Annotated in this window: 10 protein-coding genes and 1 tRNA gene; 3 read left to right on the top strand and 8 right to left on the bottom strand. The window is 59.5% G+C overall.

Annotated elements, in window-relative coordinates:
- Positions 1 to 69 precede the first annotated feature (69 nt).
- Positions 70 to 900, bottom strand: a complete 831-nt coding sequence (locus tag BQ5379_RS05140; RefSeq protein WP_071134446.1) for a DUF3108 domain-containing protein — start codon at positions 898 to 900, stop codon at positions 70 to 72.
- A 189-nt stretch (positions 901 to 1,089) separates the two neighbouring features.
- Between BQ5379_RS05140 and recG the strand changes: the two genes are divergently transcribed.
- On the top strand, positions 1,090 to 3,213 hold the full coding sequence (recG, locus tag BQ5379_RS05135; RefSeq protein ID WP_071134445.1) for an ATP-dependent DNA helicase RecG: 2,124 nt from the start codon (positions 1,090 to 1,092) through the stop codon (positions 3,211 to 3,213).
- A gap of 157 nt (positions 3,214 to 3,370) precedes the next feature.
- Here the strand turns inward: recG and BQ5379_RS05130 are convergent, their stop codons facing one another.
- Positions 3,371 to 5,581 carry a hypothetical protein gene (locus BQ5379_RS05130; protein ID WP_143039395.1) on the bottom strand — a complete coding sequence of 737 codons (2,211 nt, stop codon included), beginning with the start codon at positions 5,579 to 5,581 and terminating at the stop codon, positions 3,371 to 3,373.
- A 573-nt stretch (positions 5,582 to 6,154) separates the two neighbouring features.
- On the opposite strand from BQ5379_RS05130, the gene BQ5379_RS05125 reads away from it, so the two are divergent.
- Positions 6,155 to 8,683, top strand: coding sequence for an outer membrane protein assembly factor BamB family protein (locus BQ5379_RS05125; RefSeq protein ID WP_071134443.1), 2,529 nt, complete (start codon positions 6,155 to 6,157; stop codon positions 8,681 to 8,683).
- 610 nt (positions 8,684 to 9,293) lie between these two features.
- On the opposite strand, the gene BQ5379_RS05120 is transcribed toward BQ5379_RS05125, so the two are convergent.
- Both BQ5379_RS05120 and BQ5379_RS05115 read right to left on the bottom strand, forming a co-directional pair.
- Positions 9,294 to 11,954 carry a beta-galactosidase gene (locus tag BQ5379_RS05120; RefSeq protein WP_071134442.1) on the bottom strand — a complete coding sequence of 887 codons (2,661 nt, stop codon included), beginning with the start codon at positions 11,952 to 11,954 and terminating at the stop codon, positions 9,294 to 9,296.
- A 388-nt stretch (positions 11,955 to 12,342) separates the two neighbouring features.
- Positions 12,343 to 12,416 (bottom strand) — tRNA-Arg (locus BQ5379_RS05115).
- 90 nt (positions 12,417 to 12,506) lie between these two features.
- Here BQ5379_RS05115 and BQ5379_RS05110 point away from each other — a divergent pair.
- Positions 12,507 to 13,265 (top strand): tetratricopeptide repeat protein, encoded by a 759-nt coding sequence (locus BQ5379_RS05110; RefSeq protein WP_071134441.1) that lies wholly within the window; start codon positions 12,507 to 12,509, stop codon positions 13,263 to 13,265.
- 77 nt (positions 13,266 to 13,342) lie between these two features.
- On the opposite strand, the gene BQ5379_RS05105 is transcribed toward BQ5379_RS05110, so the two are convergent.
- The 4 genes from BQ5379_RS05105 to ispE form a co-directional block, all read right to left on the bottom strand.
- Positions 13,343 to 14,140 (bottom strand): hypothetical protein, encoded by a 798-nt coding sequence (locus BQ5379_RS05105; protein ID WP_143039394.1) that lies wholly within the window; start codon positions 14,138 to 14,140, stop codon positions 13,343 to 13,345.
- A 3-nt stretch (positions 14,141 to 14,143) separates the two neighbouring features.
- Positions 14,144 to 14,473 carry an acyl-CoA carboxylase biotin carboxyl carrier protein subunit gene (locus BQ5379_RS05100; RefSeq protein WP_083377598.1) on the bottom strand — a complete coding sequence of 110 codons (330 nt, stop codon included), beginning with the start codon at positions 14,471 to 14,473 and terminating at the stop codon, positions 14,144 to 14,146.
- 376 nt (positions 14,474 to 14,849) lie between these two features.
- Positions 14,850 to 16,394: an acyl-CoA carboxylase subunit beta gene (locus BQ5379_RS05095; protein ID WP_071134439.1), complete on the bottom strand. Its 1,545-nt coding sequence runs from the start codon at positions 16,392 to 16,394 to the stop codon at positions 14,850 to 14,852.
- 48 nt (positions 16,395 to 16,442) lie between these two features.
- Positions 16,443 to 17,297: a 4-(cytidine 5'-diphospho)-2-C-methyl-D-erythritol kinase gene (gene ispE, locus BQ5379_RS05090; protein WP_071134438.1), complete on the bottom strand. Its 855-nt coding sequence runs from the start codon at positions 17,295 to 17,297 to the stop codon at positions 16,443 to 16,445.
- Positions 17,298 to 17,346: the final 49 nt, after the last annotated feature.

Genomic DNA, 17,346 nt, shown 5'->3' with positions numbered 1-17,346 from the left:
ATCGAAGCGAACAGTGGGCGTGTCGGGCGGAAACGTGGCCCGAGATGCACGGTTGCGGGTTGCGCGGGATCACGGCTTGAGCCGGGAACTGAAGGGGTGGGCCAGGTTTTTCCAGCCGGTCAGCGTGGCCTGGACGCTGCCCACGCGGATCGGGGTCTCGAGGTAGACGGGAATGCGGTTCTCGTCGTCCGAGATCCAGATGAAAAAGTCGGTCCCTTCCTGAAACGACTCGGCATCGCCGGGGGCCAGCTGGCAGGTGAACTTCAGACACCGCACGGGGCCGGTGGCGGGGGCGTCGATGATCTCGCGGCCCAGGAATTTGTATTCGACGGTGCGGATCGTGTCGACCATCACCAGGTTGAGCCGTCCTTTTTGGCCGACCTGCATGTTGCCGGTCGAGGCCATGCTCCGCAGGTTGAAGAAGTGGGCCACGGGGTCGAAGTCGGCGGTCGTGACGTTCATGGTGCGTCCGCGTTCGTATCCTTTTTTGAGGTTCTTGCCGAAGGTGTAGACCAGTCCGGCTTTCCAGTTGAAGGCCAGACGGCTGCGGTAGCGGTAGCTGCCCTCCTTGATTTCGGAGGTGGCCAGCACGGGGCGCAGGGTGGATTGTTCGAGCCAGGTCTCGTAGACATCGTCCATCTTGAAAAAGACGGAGTAGAAGGGTTGGGTCAGGCCGTGGGCGTAGATGCGGTAGCAGGGGATGCCGTCGAGTTTGTCTTCCGTGGTGCGGAAGGTGATGGTGGCCACGTCGGTGGTCAGTATGGCGGCGCTGTAACTGGCGGTGTAGGAGAGTTCTTCGCCGGGTTGGAAGGCGGTCTGGACCGTCTGGGACTGAGCCGGGGTGCTGTGGGCCACCCACAGCAGGATAGCCAGGATCGGGAGGAGTGTCAGTCGTTTCATGGTCGGAAAAACTGATTGGGTGAGGTCGGGCAGGGCGCCCGGGCGACTGTGGTTGGTGGCCGGCCGGGGGGTGCTTTCCCTACAAATATAACTGTTTTTCATCCGGTGCAACCTTCGTGCCGCACTTTTTATACATCCCTCCGGTCGAAAAGGAAACCGTCCGAAATATCTTATCTTTGTCGTAGGACTATGGACAGCATACTCGACAGACCCATACAGTACCTGACCGGGATCGGGCAGAAACGGGCCGAAGTGCTCGCTTCGGAGATCGGCGTATCGACCTTCGGCGACCTGCTGATGCACATCCCGTTCCGATACGTGGACCGTTCGAAGGTCTATCGCATCGGCGAGGTGGGCGAGGAGCTCGCTTCGCAGTATGTGCAGGTCCGCGCGCGGGTGCGCGACATGGGGATCGTCGGACACGGCCCCAAGGCGCGGCTGGTCGTGGTGGTGGCCGACGACACGGGCGAGATGGAGATGGTCTGGTTCCGCGGCGTCAAGTATATGATGAAAAAACTGGAGGTCGGGCGCGAGTATATCTTTTTCGGCCGTCCCACGATCTTCAACGGCAGCCCGAACATGGTCCATCCGGAGTTCGAACCGCCCATCGTGGTCGAGGGGCAGGAGCCGGTCGGGATGCAGGGCATCTACAGCACGACCGAACGCCTCAGCGCCATCGGGCTCGGGACGAAGGCGCTGTTCCACACGATGCGCAACCTGTGGGCGGCCGTGAAGGAGGCCATTCCGGAGACCCTCCCGGCCGGACTGCTCGAACGCGAGGGGCTGGTGGGGCGCGTGCGGGCGTTGCACGACATTCATTTCCCGCCGTCGGCCGAGGCGCTCCATGCGGCCATCCGGCGGCTGAAGTTCGAAGAACTGTTCGTCATTCAGCTCCAGCTGCTCGGCCAGCGGCGCGTCCGCACCGAGAAGAGCGAGGGCTACCTGATGCCCCGCGTGGGGGAGCGTTTCCATACCTTTTACCGCGAGCGGATGCCCTTTGCGCTGACCGGCGCCCAGCAGCGGGTCATCAAGGAGATCCGTGCCGACATGGTGAGCGGCCATCAGATGAACCGTCTGATGCAGGGCGACGTGGGCAGCGGCAAGACGATCGTGGCGCTGCTGTGCGTGCTGATTGCGGCCGACAACGGTTTTCAGAGCGCAATCATGGCGCCGACCGAAATCCTGGCCATGCAGCACTACCGGTCGGTGGCCGAACAGGTTGAAGGGACCGGCTTGCGGGTCGAACTGCTCACGGGCAGTACGCGCAAGAAAAAACGTGAAGAGATTGCACGCCGATTGCTGGACGGTACGATCGACCTGCTGATCGGTACCCATGCGCTGATCGAGGATGCGGTACAGTTTGTCCGACTGGGATTCGTCGTGATCGACGAACAGCACCGCTTCGGGGTGATGCAGCGGGCCCGGTTGCGGCTCAAGAGCCGCGGGCTGCCGCCGCACGTGCTGGTGATGACGGCCACGCCGATCCCGCGCACGCTGGCGATGACCCTCTACGGCGATCTGGACGTGTCGGTGATCGACGAGCTGCCGCCCGGCCGTAAACCGATCCACACGTCGCACGCCACCGAGTCGCACCGGTTGCGGCTCTTCGGCTTTCTGCGGGAGCAGATCGAACGCGGACGGCAGGTCTATATCGTCTACCCGTTGATCCAGGAGTCGGAGAAGATGGATGTGGCCAATCTGGAGGCCGGGGCCGAGGTGATTGCCCGCGAGTTCCCGCCGCCCCGCTATACGAGCGTGGTGGTGCACGGCAAGATGCCGGCCAAACTGAAGGACTACGGGATGGAACTTTTCAAGCAGGGCACGGCGCAGATTCTGATCTCGACGACGGTGATCGAGGTGGGGGTGAATGTCCCCAACGCGACGGTGATGGTGGTCGAGAGCGCCGAACGGTTCGGGTTGTCACAGCTGCACCAGTTGCGGGGGCGCGTCGGACGCGGGGCCGAACAGTCGTACTGCATCCTGATGACGAAGGATCGCCTGGGGCGCGATGCGCGGCTGCGGATGGAGGCGATGGTGTCGACCACCGACGGGTTCCGGCTGTCGGAACTCGATCTGCAACTGCGTGGGGCGGGCGACATTGACGGTACGGCGCAGAGCGGTCAGGGGATTGACATCAAGGTGGCAAATCTGGCCAAGGATGGCGATATACTGGAACACGCGCGGTCGGTGGCCGAGCGGATCCTGGCCGAAGACCCGCAACTTCAGCATCCGGACAACCGGCTGTTGCTGGCTGCGCTGGAGCGGCTGAACCGCAAGAAAGAGACGGTGTTCGATCTGAGCCAGATCAGTTGATGGCCGTGTGCGGTCGGTCTGGCGATTGCGGGGCTTTTCTGAAAGGTGGTGGCTGAGCGTGCCCCGTGGATATACGGGTTTATTACGAATGGAGGCGGTTCCGAAACCTCGCACTGAGGTTTCCGGAACCGCCTCCTTCGTTTTTGCCCAGACGGGTCTATTCCGCTTCGTATTTGGCTTCCAGGGTGCGGGGATTGGTGTACTCACCGGTGGGCGATACCTGGTACAGGGTCCAGGAGTTCGCATCGTTTTGCTCCAGGTGATACAGTTTGTCGGCTTCACGCATCTCGATTTTCAGCTCCTGCGGGAAGGCGCAGGCCACGCGGGCATCTTCCCAGGTGCGGAATGCCCGGAACAGCTCGTACTTTGATGCGCATTTCTCTACCGCCTCTTCGCTCAGCCCCAGCATGTACATGGCGTCCCAGGCAATCGCTTTGGATTGCAGGTTCTCGATCGTCTGCAGGCTCCAGGCCGGATCGAAGGTCTGAATGCCGAAGGTCGGCGGTACAAAGTTGTTCATGTTGATGTTGCGGACATCCTTGCCCTGTATGCCCCACTCGTTGGTGACGGGGTTGAAGACGTGGTTGCCGCCGCCGGTGTTGCTGTTGGCCATGAACAGCCAGTTGCCGTAGGTGACGCCCGACCCCATGATGCGCAACTCTTTGCCGCCGTATTCGCGGAATTTCTCCATCAGCAGCCGGTAGAAGCGTTTCATGGTGTAGAAGCCGTGGCCGGGGTAGATGAAGCTCTCCTGTCCGTCGAAATCGACGTAGTTCATCCCGCCGTCGGTCAGCAGGCGGGCGTAGTAGTCGGCATACGCATCCTGCAGGGCCATGTTCGGAACGAATCCGTTGTAGCAGTTCATCTGCAGTTTGCCGAGGGTCTCGCCGGCCGGGTGGGGTTGTGCTTGGGTGTTGTAGGCGCCGCGTGTCACGCCGGTCAGGGTGTAGGGCGGTGTGGTGGTGACGCCTTCGTAGGTCAGCAGCTCTTTCCCCAGCTTCAGCACGTTCAGCTTGTTGCAGTGCCAGGTGCCGTGTTCGTTGAGCCAGCTGGTGTCGGCCACACGGATGTTGTCGGTCTGGGTGGCGTCGATCGCGTCGGTGATCCGGGTCCGGAGCACCAGGCAGAGGCTGTCGCTCGGGACGGGGCTGACGTCGCTGCAGTGCGGTTGCAGGAATTCGCACAGGGTGTGCAGACCGTAGGCGATCCCTTCCGGATTGCTGCGGGCGGTGAATGCTTCGATCGGGATCTGCTCGCCGCCGTACCGGATCTTCTTGCCGGCCCACCGATCGGCCGGATTGGGATAATATTCACCCATGCCTTCGTCCTGAATGGCGCGGATGCCGAGTTGTTTGGCGTAGGAGATCAGGCTGTCGTGAGGCCCCCACCAGGCGATGTCGGCGCGGAAGCTCTCCGGGTCGCGGACCCACTTCCCGTATTGGGTGACGTAGGGGAGACCTTCGGTCTTGACGATCTGTTCAATGGTTTTGAGGGTTTTGTCTTTCGGGCAGCCGAACAGGGCGACTGTCGAGGGGAGAAAATCGACGTCGATGGTCTCCACGTCGTGGTGTCGCGGTTCGTTGATCCCGGTGAAGCCGGGGAGCAGGGTGAAGAAAATCGTTTGCGGCCGGCGTCTGTCGCGGGCGTGCATGACAAACGATGAGGTGTTCGTGGCGGGGTCGAAGCTGGCACCGTTGCCAGCACTCATGTAGAAAAACTCTTCGGAGCGGGAGGCAAAGGCCACGTCGCTCCAGCCGTCGCCTCCGATCCGGAACTTCTGTCCTTCGTACAACGAGTCGGGAAGCGGCTGCTTCTCGGGGTCGACCGAGTGGACGTAGTAGTACATCTGCGACCAGTCGCCGTCGCACGGCAGCCCGGTGGTGGTGTTGTCGTCGCCGGCCACCAGCCCGAGCGTGTAGTGGTCGTTGCTCACTACGCCGATCATGTCGCCGATGTACTCCCGGATGGTGGTGTGGTAGGGGCCCCAGACGATGTTGTCAACATCGCCGCGGTTCTCCAGTTCGACCAGGCGGAACCGGATGTGGGTATCATTTTCGGTGGCTTCGACCCGGGCTGTCTTGCCGCCGGGGTAGGAGAGAATGATGAGGTCGTCATCGAACCGGGCGGAGGTGGGGGTGATCGCCGAGTCGTTGCCCACGTACAGGCTCAGAAGCGGAGCGGCATATTGTTCCGGTGCGTATTCCTGTTTATTGTCTTTGTCGAGCAGGCTGCGGATGCAACCTTTCGAGTCGATGGTGACTGACAGGTAGTCACTCTCCAGGGTCTTTTGTCCGGGATTCTGACCGCAGGCTCCGAGCAAAAGCAACAGACTGCAAATCGATACGGATGGGAAAAGTGTGTTTTTCATAGGGGAAGGGTATGGATATGTTTAGCAAATATAGTGAATAACTGTTTGAATGTGTGATGATTTGGTGGTTTTGTCTTTTGCCGGGGAAGGGTTATTGTAGATTCGTTGTGTGTGGGGCTGGGGGGTTATTGTGAATCTGGCCCCGGGAACGTAAAAATGGGCTGGAAAATCGAAAGAAAGAATCCTATCTTTGTTAGAATTACATATCGTACTTGTTACATTAAACCGGTTATGCCGTGTAATGGATGGTCTGTGTAATCGTTTTGACTGTCATTGCTTTGCTGATTGGTATTTGGCCGAGTAGCCTGAAGTTGTGACGGTTGGCCCGCTGTCATCCGGTGGTGGCGATGTGTCTCTTCGGGGGGCATTCGGATGTGTGCGCCATCTGTGGCCTGCCCCAACGCCGCGCCATTGACCTCACGGATGCCAACAGCGCTCCCTGCGTGTTTCGATGCAACATGCAGTGGGGGCGTGTTTTACGCCAATAATGAATGTCTGCGTGCCCGGGGAAACGAATTCCGCCTGTACGTACTGATGCTTGCTAATACGAAATAATCCCAAATTCGCTCCATTATGAAAATAGCCCTTACCACTCTGCTGCTGTTTTGCAGCGTCGGCCTCTGGGCCGCACCCTACGGCGGACGTGTCTACGTCGATGCGAACGCCAACCGCCGATACGACAAGGGGGAAAAACTGCTCCCGGGCGTTTCCGTCACCGACGGGCTGAATGTCGTCCAGTCCGATGCGTCGGGCAACTTCAGTCTCGACGGCCACCCCAATGCCCGTTTCGTTTATATCTCGCTCCCCAACGGGTACCGATGCGAAGACTATTATCTCCGCATCGACTCCACCCGGGCCCACTATGACTTTGCTCTTCAGGCGGCCGATCCGGCCTCGGTGAAGGCCGACGGAACTCACCGCTTCGTGCACATCTCCGATACCCATATCTTCGATATTGAGCGGACGGCGGCCGACGGTCATGCCGTCAGCACCCGCCAGCTGCGTGACTATGTGGCCAACGAGCACATCGCTTTCGTGGTCCACACGGGCGACATCACCCGCGAAGGTTTTGCCACCTACCGTGACTTCCTGAATAACCGGAATATGCCGACCTCGCAGGTGTTTTTCTGCGTGGGCAACCACGACCTCGGTGAGGGGGCTTATGGCGAAGAGCGGTTCGAACAATATTTCGGACCGACCTACTATTCGTTTAATGTCGGTAACGTTCACTATATCGTCACCCCGATGCCGGTGGGCGACGGCCGGCCGACCTACAACAACGAGAGTATCGGTGAGTGGTTGAAAAACGACCTGAAGTATGTGCCCGAAGGAACTCCGATCATTGCCTTCAACCACAGCGTCCACAGTGGCGACGGCCATTTCCGCTTCGGAAGCAAGGAGAAAGGTTTTATCGACCTGGCCGACCGCAACCTCAAGGCGTGGCTGTATGGCCACTGGCACAACCATCGGATGTTCAAGTACGACGGCTCCGACGTCCAGATGATCTGCTCGAACGGCGTGGCCGGGGTGACCTATGACCACTCGCCGGCTTCGTATCGCGTGTTGAGCGTGTCGCCCGACGGTACGTTGGCTTCCGAGCTCCGTTACCCCTATCTGGATAAGCGCGTGGCTATCGCTTCGATCGGAAACATGCAGGCACCGGTTCTGCCTGACGGCGGAGTGCCGCTCTCCGTCAATGCCTATTCGTCGGTCTCGCCGGTAACGGCCGTCCGCTGTCGCTACATGGTCGGCGGCAAAACCTATTCACCTCGCACGGGGCTGGAACGTCGGACCGATTTCAACTGGTACGGTACCTTGCCGCTCGAGGCTGCTCACGACGGCCAGACGGTTACGGTCGATGTGCAGGCGCTCTTCGGAAATGGCGAGGTTTCCAACGTTCGGGAGGTGTTCGTCTATCACCGTCAACCGGCCGACACGGTGCGTCTGGCGAAGGACTGGACGAATCTGTTGCAGAACTCGAGCCACGTGACGGATGTGCTGGATACCCTCTCGACTCCACTGCGCCTGGCGTGGGTACAGAATGTCGGGGCGAACCTCTTCCTGACCACGCCGATCCTCTACGAGGGCATGGTCTACGCCGGGTCGATGGATGACAATGGAAGCGGTCGTGCGAGTGTCACCTGTATGGATGCTGCCAGCGGGGAGATCCGGTGGAAGTATCCGCTTCGTAACTCGGTCCGCAGCAGCATTGCCGCCACTGCGGGAGTGGTCTTTGCACAGGATATTCAGGGTTACCTCTATGCCATTGACGCGCGCGAGGGGACTTTGAAGTGGGAGAAGGATCTGAAAATGGATAAACATGTGCCGCTGGACAACGGCCTGGTCACCACCGATGGCGTGGTGTATGCCGGTACCGGTTCGTCGTTGTGTGCCGTGGAGGCTGCGACGGGGCGGACCCTGTGGCAGAACAGTGGCTGGGGTACGGATCACGGCAGCTCGATCACTTTTGCCGTCCGTAACGGCATCATCACCGGGCACGCTTTCTGGGAAGCCAACTATGCGAACGATGCGCGTACGGGCGAGCGGCTCTGGCGCATCGACCGGTATGATTACGACGGACAGATGACGATGAGTTCTTCGTCTGCGGCCATGTACGATCAGTACCAGTACATGATCAGCGGGAATTCTCTGATTATACTCGACAGTCGGAGCGGTAAACCCATCGTCCAGAAGCAATATGATTTCCCGTTGAAAAATACTTCGACGCCGTTGGTGACGGATTCCGAGATTATTTTCGGGACGACGGATCGTGGGGTTGTGGCGGTCGACCGCGAGAGTCTGGAGGTGAAGTGGAACTTCCGGACCGGCCGGGCGATGCTTTATACGGTTCCGACGCATATCGATCCGGGCGCTGTGGTTGAGACTAGTCCGGTACTGTCGGGTGACAATGTGTTTATCGGTGCCTCGGACGGTTATTTGTATGCCTTGGATCGTCGGACGGGGCTGTTGCGATGGAGCCATTGCACGGGTGCTCCCGTGCTCGGGACGGTGGCTGTTTCGGGCAATGCGTTATACGCGGTTGATTTTTCCGGTAATGTGTATTGCTTTGTCGGAGAGATTGATAAGGACAAACGGAACTGAGGCTGAGAATCCCCTTAATTCGGGGTGCCCGAAGGCACCGCCCGCCCGGCGTGAGGGCAGTTCCGTACGGTTTGTTGAAAGATTAATAAAGTGAGACAAGCGACCGATTGGGCAAAATCCCAATCGGTCGCTTGTTTTTCTATTTTCAACATCACCGTTCATTGACTGCCCTGCGCGGGCGGCGTCCGCGTGCTCGCGGCGGAGCACAGACTGGGTGTTTTCTTCAACCGCTGTTGTACGTTGGTATTCGGTTTTACCTTGCTTGGATGTATAGGTCCCTCATTCGGAGTGCCCGAAGGCACCGCCTGCCCGGCGTGAGGGCAGTTCCGTACGGTTTGTTGAAAGATTAATAAAGTGAGACAAGCGACCGATTGTGATTTGCCCAATCGGTCGCTTGTCTTTTTATTTTCAATATCACCGTTCATCGCCTGCCCTGCGCGGGCGGCGTCCGCGTGCTCGCGGCGGAGCACAGATTGGGTGTTTCCTTCAACCGCAGTTGTACGTTGGTATTCGGTTTTACCTTGGTTGGAGGTATCAGCCTCTCATTCGGAGTGCCCGGAGGCACCGCCTGCCCGGCGTGAGGGCTGTTCCGTACGGAGCCTCGGAGTTACTATTGTACGGTGAAGCGGTGCTCGCGGTTGATCCGGACGGATGAAATGCGTGGATCGACACATTGGCTCGGGTCAACGTTTTTCTCAAAGTAGATCGGTGCGTCGGCTGACTTCAGCCCGTCGATACGAATGGTGAACGGAGTGTCCGAAGTCCCGCTTTTCAAGCGGCTGAGACTCAAAATCCACTCCGTACCGTCGAAGAAGGAGTCGCCGACCAGTTGCCCGTTCAGGTAGGCATTGGCCACGTCGCCCAGATAGGAGAGGTACATCCGGGTTTCGCGGTCGTCGTGCAGAACGGTCGGGGTGTAGACCTCGTAGAGAGCCAAATGCTCCTCGGGAGCGTAAGCGGAGGGAAGACGTTTGTCGCTCAGACAGTTCGCGGGGGTCTGTTGGTCGTCGCCGGTCCAGGTGCCGTCCGTGTTCCAAACGAACCGTTCGCCGTTCTTCATCAGGATCTCGATCTCAGCCGCCATCCCCCGTGCGGGATCGTCGAGCGTGGCTTCAATACGGTTGTTTCCGAGGGTGAGCAGCGGGGTGAGGTCGGCCAGACGATAACCGGTGACGGATTGGCTCTCGATCGTCTGGTCATTGATGCGGAAGGTCGCGGGTGTGTCGTCCGTGTAGCGCAGGTAGGCGCGTTCGATGGTCGACAGGCTGTGCAGGGCAAATTCCCGGCTGAGGCAGTTGCCCGCAACCGGGGCGATTCGTTCGGCACCGGACATGGGCGAAAGTTGGCGCACGGTGGCGGTCAGTTCTGTCGGGGACTCTTGAAAACGGCTGTGTTCGAACGCGCCGTTGCGGTAGAGCCACAGTTCGGTGGTGGGTTCCTCGCTGATGAGGGTGATTGCACGGTCGTCGTAAATCAGGCTGGCCGGGGTCAGTGCCACAAATTCACTGCCGTTGCGCTTGCCTTTCCAAAGCAGGTCGGATTCGGGCTCGGTCAGCGTGACCAGCCGGACGGTCGTACCGTCGTTTTTCTCGATGCTGATGATACACTCCCGACCGGCCTCCAGTTGGTCGATGAAGTAGCCGTTTCGTTCCTTCCGGCATTGGCCGTGGGTGACGTTCACCTGTCGGATGCCTTCGGCGGCGAGGAGGTATTCGGCCGGTATGGCGTCGTCTTCGAACAGAAAGACGGTCTCGGTACCGTGGTCGTCCATGCGGCAGATGGGTTGCGCCGTGGCGTAGCGGACGGTGATTCCTCCGAAGGTCTGGTTGAAGGGCCACAGGAAGTAGGCCCCGTTGCGGACGGTGCTTTTTTGGCGGGGCAGGGTCAGACGCTCACCCTCCAGCGCGAGGGTGAACTGCACGTCCGGGTAGTCGTTCCGGTCGTGTTTGTAGAGGCGGTTCGAGCAGAAGAGGTAACCGCTGTTGCCGTGGGCGCGGACGGCCCACTGCAGGTTGGCGGTGTCCTGATTGCTGGTGGGCAGGTAGGCCACGGCCGGAGCCAGACTGCTGCCGAAGTCGTTCATGAAGTAGTTGTACTTCTTGGTCTCGGGCATGACGCGCCCCAGGGTACCGAATTCACGGATTGGGGCCTGATAGTCATAGTTGACGCGTGGGCCGGACGATTGGTTGGTGTGGGAGCGCCCCACGGGGTTCGATCCGCCGACGTACATGTAGTAGCCCATCAGATTGACGCCGCATCCCAGACGCAGGTTGATGTTCTCGCCGGCCATCTCCTGTGGAACGACAGCGCGGCGGCCGTAGAACGCGGTCGTTCCCACGCCCACCTCGCAGGTGAAGTACGGGGAGTCGTTCGCCTCGCCGCTCAGCGACTCGACTTCGCCGTCAATCTTGATGATGTCCGTGCCGATGTTGTCCGAGATGCGGTTGTAGGAGAAGAACTCGAAGTTCGAGGTCGGAATCTCCTCCTTGCCGGTAGCGGTCCAGGGGGTCTCGATGTAGTAACCGGCGTAGGGGACGATCTCGCCTTTCGGATATTCGCCGCCCATCCAGTGGGTCATGGTATAGACCGGTACGTCGAAGCCGATCTGTACAGCCATCCGTTTGAGGTTCGTCATGTGGGAGACGACCATCCCGGGGGTGACGTATTCGTTCTCCAGTTGGATGGCAATCACCGGGCCGCCATCTTTGTACAGCAGCCCCCGGGCCTGGTCGTAGATGGCGCGGTACCACCGCTCGACATAACGCAGGTAGAGTGGATCGTTGGTACGGGGTTTCAGGTGGGGGTTCTGTACGATCCAGTCGGGCAGGGCACCGTGGCGGATCTCGGCGTTGCAGTAGGGGCCGATGCGCAGGTGTACCTTGAGTCCCACTTCGCGGCACAACTCGATGAAGCGGCGCAGGTTCAGATTCCCCTCCCACGAGAGCTGACCTTCGAACTCTTCGTGCAGCGACCAGAGACAGTAGGTGGCGACGATGTTGATGCCGGAGGCTTTCATCTTCAGCAGGGCGTCTTTCCAGTAGCGGTGGTCCATGCGGCTGTAGTGGAATTCGCCCATCACGGGGAGCTGGGGAACGCCTCCCTCCTCGAGGTAAAGGTTGTTGATGCGGATCTCCCGACCGGCGGGGCCGGGGTCTCCCATCTGGAAATAGCGGATCTCGGGAACACTGACGTCACGCAGGTCGAGTCGGTACTGGGCCGAGAGGCTGCCCGTGGTGCCCAGTAGGGCCAAGAGGGTGAACAATTTTTTCATGGTAGGGGATAGATGTTTGGGGTTATGTATTATAACAGTAGGGGTTCGGTGTGGGGTGGCAGGTGCGGCGATCTCAGGTGTGTCTCGGTCCGATGGGGAGCGTTGAAGGGTGTAGACCTGCCGGAAAACGTTGCAAGGTCTGGAGGAAACGGTGGTGGGGTATCGCGTCCCTCTCGGGTGTAGCGGGGCGAGGCATACATGGAAGAGAGTAGCGGTCTGCCGGAAGGGTATTGGGGCAAACTTTATTTGCTCTGGCAAGGAACGGAGGTGTCCGCCTCGTGGGGACGGTTGATACGAAAAAGGAGTCCGACAGCAGAAGGACTCCTTTTGATGGTGTTGTTGCCACAGGGGCTGGCCATAAGCGTATCCGCCAGACCGTATGGGGTAGTGATCCCGACAGGATTCGAACCTGTGGCCGACAGATTAGAAATCTGTTGCTCTATCCAGCTGAGCTACGGGACCAACGCTGGCTACAAAAGTACTATTTCGACGGTAAGTTTCCAAATTGTTTCGGTATATTTGCCTTATTGGAACTTTTTATCGAATATTCATATGAAACTGCCTCTCCGTCTTGAACCGGTGATCGATACGGTTTATAAACTGGTCCCTGCGCGCCCCGCGCGACGTCTGAGCGAAGAACTCGATAGTGAAAAACTCAAAGAGATAGTGGCTGAAAATCCGGCGCACTTCGCGGCTCGTGAAGCACTGGCCGATCGGCTGGTCGCTCAAAACCGCATCGAGGAGGCCTGCCAGGTTCGTCTCGACGGGTGCATGCTGGTGTGCGAACTGATGGATGCGACCGACGATGAGTTCGTGACGCTCGACTGGGAGGATCCGTACACGGCGCAGGCGCTCACGATGGTCTATGATTCGGCCGAAGATCACTTCATGATCGGTGATTTCGAGATGGCGGCCGCCATGCTCGAGCTTCTGCAGGATCGTGACCCCGAAGATCACCTGAATGCTTCGGCGCTCTTGATCTACTGTTACATCGCGTTGCAGGAGTGGGAACTCTTCGATGATACGGCGGAACAGTTGGCGACCGATGATCCGGCTGTTCGTTTGGCCCGCTACTGGGCCGATTTTATGCGCCATCCCGATGGGCGGGAGCAGTTGCGTGATCAGATGAAACGTGACGATCCGGCTTTGTTCGGGGAGTGGAGTGGTCGGGAGCACGAAATCTCGCCCCGCTATCAGGAGGATATCGCTTCGCGTCGTCCTTCGCCGTCTGCACAGGCGCGTCGACTGTGGCTCCACACCGAACCGTTGCGGCGGGAGTTGCCGGAATTTGTACAGTTTCTTGAAGCGTAATTGGCGGTATTCAGAATACGAACAGGGTCGGCTTTCGAAAGCGAAAACCGACCCTGTTGCATATGGAGAAAAACGTGTTACCGCAGCCTGTTGCCGGATGACAGCTTGGCGCGGTATTTTTCGATTTTCTTTCGAACCGGCAGCAGACACTGGTATGCAAACCAGTCTTCGAATGCTTTGAACCGGTTGGATGGGGTGCGTTGCGAGTATTGCGAGATGATGGCGTCGATGCGGGCGGTGTGGAACGGATCCTGACCGTAGGCACGCGAGTACCACGTGTGTACCAGGAAGGGTTTTCCTTCGTGGTTGAGCAGGACGGTGGACCATCCGTCGGCGTGCTGACGGGCATCCAGGTAGAGGGTCTTGCACTCCTGACTGGTCCATACGAAGAAGGGGCAGTAGGGCTCGAAATAGTCGTAGCAGTGTGCCACGTCTGTTTTCAACAGCTCTTTCGGTGCCTTGGCTTCGTATTCGGGTCGGTGGACGGAGTATTCCCGCAGTTTGGCTTCCGAAAATCCCGCTCGGAGATTCCGAATGGAAAAGATATTGAAAAACGGGTTGGTTACCAGTGGGTTGTGTGTTCTCATGCGAGACACGCCGCCATCCGGCATGCCGCAGTTCACGATTCCGTTCCGGATGCAATAGTCCAGCAGATCGGCCAGCGCCTCTGGGTCGGTCACGAAGGCGTCTTCGTCGATGTTGATGACGTAGTCGGCTTTCGAGTGGAGCACTTGTTTGATGTAGCCGTCGGCTGTGGTTCCGAGCAGTCGACGACGGGGATAACCGAACGATGCCAGCGTTTGCATGGCGCTGGCATACAGTCGGTAGTTCATCGACCGGGTGCAGATCTCGATTTTGGGGGTCGTTCTCTTCACGCTCTATTCAAACTCGATCAACAGCACTCCTTTGGCCACGACTTCGTCCACGCTGACGTGGATGCGGGCCACTTTCCCGCTGATGGGGGAGCGGTAGGTGTTGTGCATCTTCATGGCTTTGAAGGTCAGCAGCACATCGCCCTCTTTCACGGTGTCACCCACTTTCACGTCGATGGTGGTGATGGTGCCGGGAATGAAGGAGTAGATTTGCCGCGGATCTTTGGCGTGCCACGGGGTGCGGTTCTTATATTTGGCGCTCAGAGTGGTTTTGTAGGTGCCGTGCATGGTGGCCAGCGTTTCCCACTCCGGTGCCGCTTCCTGTTTCTTGTTCATAGTCTCTGTTCCGTTTACTGATCTGGTGTTGGGCGGGTGACCGCGCCGGGGAACGGGCCGCGGCAAATCCTCCTGGAGGATTCGCCCCTCTCTGTGTCCGAATGGCTTTCGGGCGGACGGGTGGCTCGTGCCGTTGGGGTTCTCCGGTCTCTGTGCGGGGCGGGATCTGTGCGTGTCAAGGTGAGGATCGGAACGACGGGGTCGTTTTGCCGGCGCAACTTGTCGGGCGGAGTCCGGGCCGCGGTGAAACCGGGAGTGGTTCCCCGCCCCGGGCTGTCGATGGCTGTTCGTCGGGGCGCGGGCTGGGCGCCGGGCGGCTCAGATGGTTGTTGGCAGCGGGCGGACGGGGTGTATTCCGGCGTGGCGGTTGGGCCGATTAAAACGGCGGAATCCCGTGTTTCTTTTCGGGACGGAGCACGGTTTTGTGTTGGGCGACCTGAAGGGCGTGTACCAGGCATTTGCGGGTTTCGCTCGGTTCGATCACGGCGTCGATGTAGCCTTTGGCTGCGGCGACGTACGGGTTGGCGAATTTGTCTTTGTATTCCTGGATTTTGAGTTGACGCATCTCTTCGGGGTTTTCGGCCTCCATGATCTCTTTGCGGAAGATCACGTTGGCGGCCCCTTCGGGACCCATCACGGCGATTTCGGCCTGCGGCCATGCGAAGACGAAGTCGGCGCGCAGGTGGCGCGAGTTCATGGCGATGTAGCCGCCGCCGTAGGCTTTGCGCAGGATGACGGTGATCTTGGGCACGGTGGCTTCGGAGTAGGCGTAGAGCAGTTTGGCTCCGTGGCGGATCACGCCGGCGTGTTCCTGGTCGACACCGGGCAGGTAGCCGGGCAGGTCTTCGATCGTGACAATGGGCACGTTGAAGGCGTCGCAGAAGCGGATGAAGCGTGCGGCTTTGTCCGAAGAGTCGCAGTCCAGTACACCGGCCATCACCAGCGGCTGGTTGGCGACGAAGCCGACGGTCTCGCCGTTCACGCGGCCGAAGCCAACGACGATGTTACCGGCGAAGAGTTCCATCACTTCGACGAATTCGCTGCCGTCGCTCACGGCGCGGATGATGTCGCGCACGTCGTAGGGCTGGGCCGGGTCGGTCGGAACGATTTTGCTGATGTTGTATTTCTTGAGGGGCTCTTCGGGGTTGGTGCGTTCGGCCGGATGCTGGTTGTTCTGCGGGATGATCGAGAGCAACTGGCGGATCTGGTGGAAGCACTCTTCTTCGGTTTCGGCAAAGAAGTGGGCGTTACCGGTCTGTTCGCAGTGAACGCGGGCACCGCCGAGCTCTTCCATCGAGATCTCTTCGCCGAGGACGGTTTTGATCACTTCGGGGCCGGTGATGAACATTTTGGAGATTTTGTCCACCACGAAGACGAAGTCGGTCAGGGCGGGCGAGTAGACGGCACCGCCGGCGCAGGGGCCGAGAATTACCGAGATCTGGGGGATCACACCGCTGGAGAGGGTGTTGCGGAAGAAGATTTCGCCATAACCGGCCAGGGCGTTGACGCCTTCCTGGATACGGGCGCCGCCCGAGTCGTTGATCCCGATCAGGGGCATGCGCATGTTCAGGGCGTATTCCATGATTTTGGCGATCTTGCGGGCGTGCATCAGACCGAGCGAGCCGCCGGCCACGGTGAAGTCCTGGGCGAAGACGGCCACGGGGTTGCCGCAGATCGAACCGGTACCGATGATTACGCCGTCACCGGGCAGCTCTTTGTTCTGCATGCCGAATTCGGTGCCGGAGTGTTCGACGAAGATGTCGTATTCATAGAAGGAGTCTGCATCCAGCAACGCGATGATGCGTTCGCGGGCGGTCATTTTTCCCATCGCTTTTTGCTTTTCGATGGCTTTCATGCCGCCGCCGTTGTAGACTTTTTCTCGCCTTTGTTTAAGGTCGAGTATTTTTTTATCTACTGCCATAGGGTAAGTTTAGGTTAAAGATTCAGGCAAATATAGTGTTTTCCTGCGTTATAACCGCTCGACGTGTGTGAAATAGTTCACACTCCGGCTTTTTTGTGCGGGTTCCTGGCGGAAGAGACCAAAGACGGTCGAGCCCGATCCGGACAGGGCGGCGTAGGCGGCTCCTTCGCTGTAAAGCGCTTCGCGGATGGCTCTCAACTGCGGGTAGCGGGCCGAGAGCGGCTCTTCGAAGTCGTTGACGAGGGTCTCGCGCCACTGCTCCACGGGTTGTCGGAGAATTTCGCTCAGGGGAGCGGTCGGCAGGTGGGGGGTGACGCCGGCATAGGCTTCGGCGGTGGAGATGTTGAGGTCGGGCTTGACGAGTTTCAACCACCAGCCGCTCAAGTCGAGGTCGGGGTAGGGGGTGAGCCGTTCGCCGCGGCCGCTGCCGAGCATCGGGGTGTCGTGCAGGAAGAAGACGGTGTCGCTGCCGAGCCGCGCGGCATAGGGGGTGAGTTGTTCGGTAGTCAGTCCGAGCCCGAGCAGTTGGTTGAGGGCCTGGAGGGTGGCGGTGGCGTCGGCCGATCCGCCGCCCAGTCCGGCGCCGAAGGGGATTGTTTTGTGGAGGTGGAGCCGGAGACCGTCGGCCGGAAATCGGTCGGGGAAGTCGGTCTGGAGTAGCCGGCAGGCCTTGACACAGAGGTTCTTCTCGGGAGCGCAGTCGATGGTGAGTCCGCTGGAGCTGAAGGCGATGTCGGTCGGGGCGGCCGGTTCGTCGGGGGCGGTGGAGCCGTGGAGCAGTTCCAGTGCGTCGCGGAGCTGCCGGACGGGGTAGAAGAGGGTCTCGATGTCGTGGTAACCGTCGGGACGGCGGGCGATGATATGGAGGCCGAGGTTGATCTTGCAGTGAGGAAACAGTATCATGCGAAGGACGGTTGAGAAGTGAATCGGGGAAGGTTTTTCCTGCGAGGGG

The organism is Millionella massiliensis (genome assembly GCF_900104655.1).
Taxonomy (GTDB): Bacteria; Bacteroidota; Bacteroidia; order Bacteroidales; family Rikenellaceae; genus Rikenella; species Rikenella massiliensis.
This window is presented reverse-complemented; position numbering and strand designations above follow the sequence as displayed.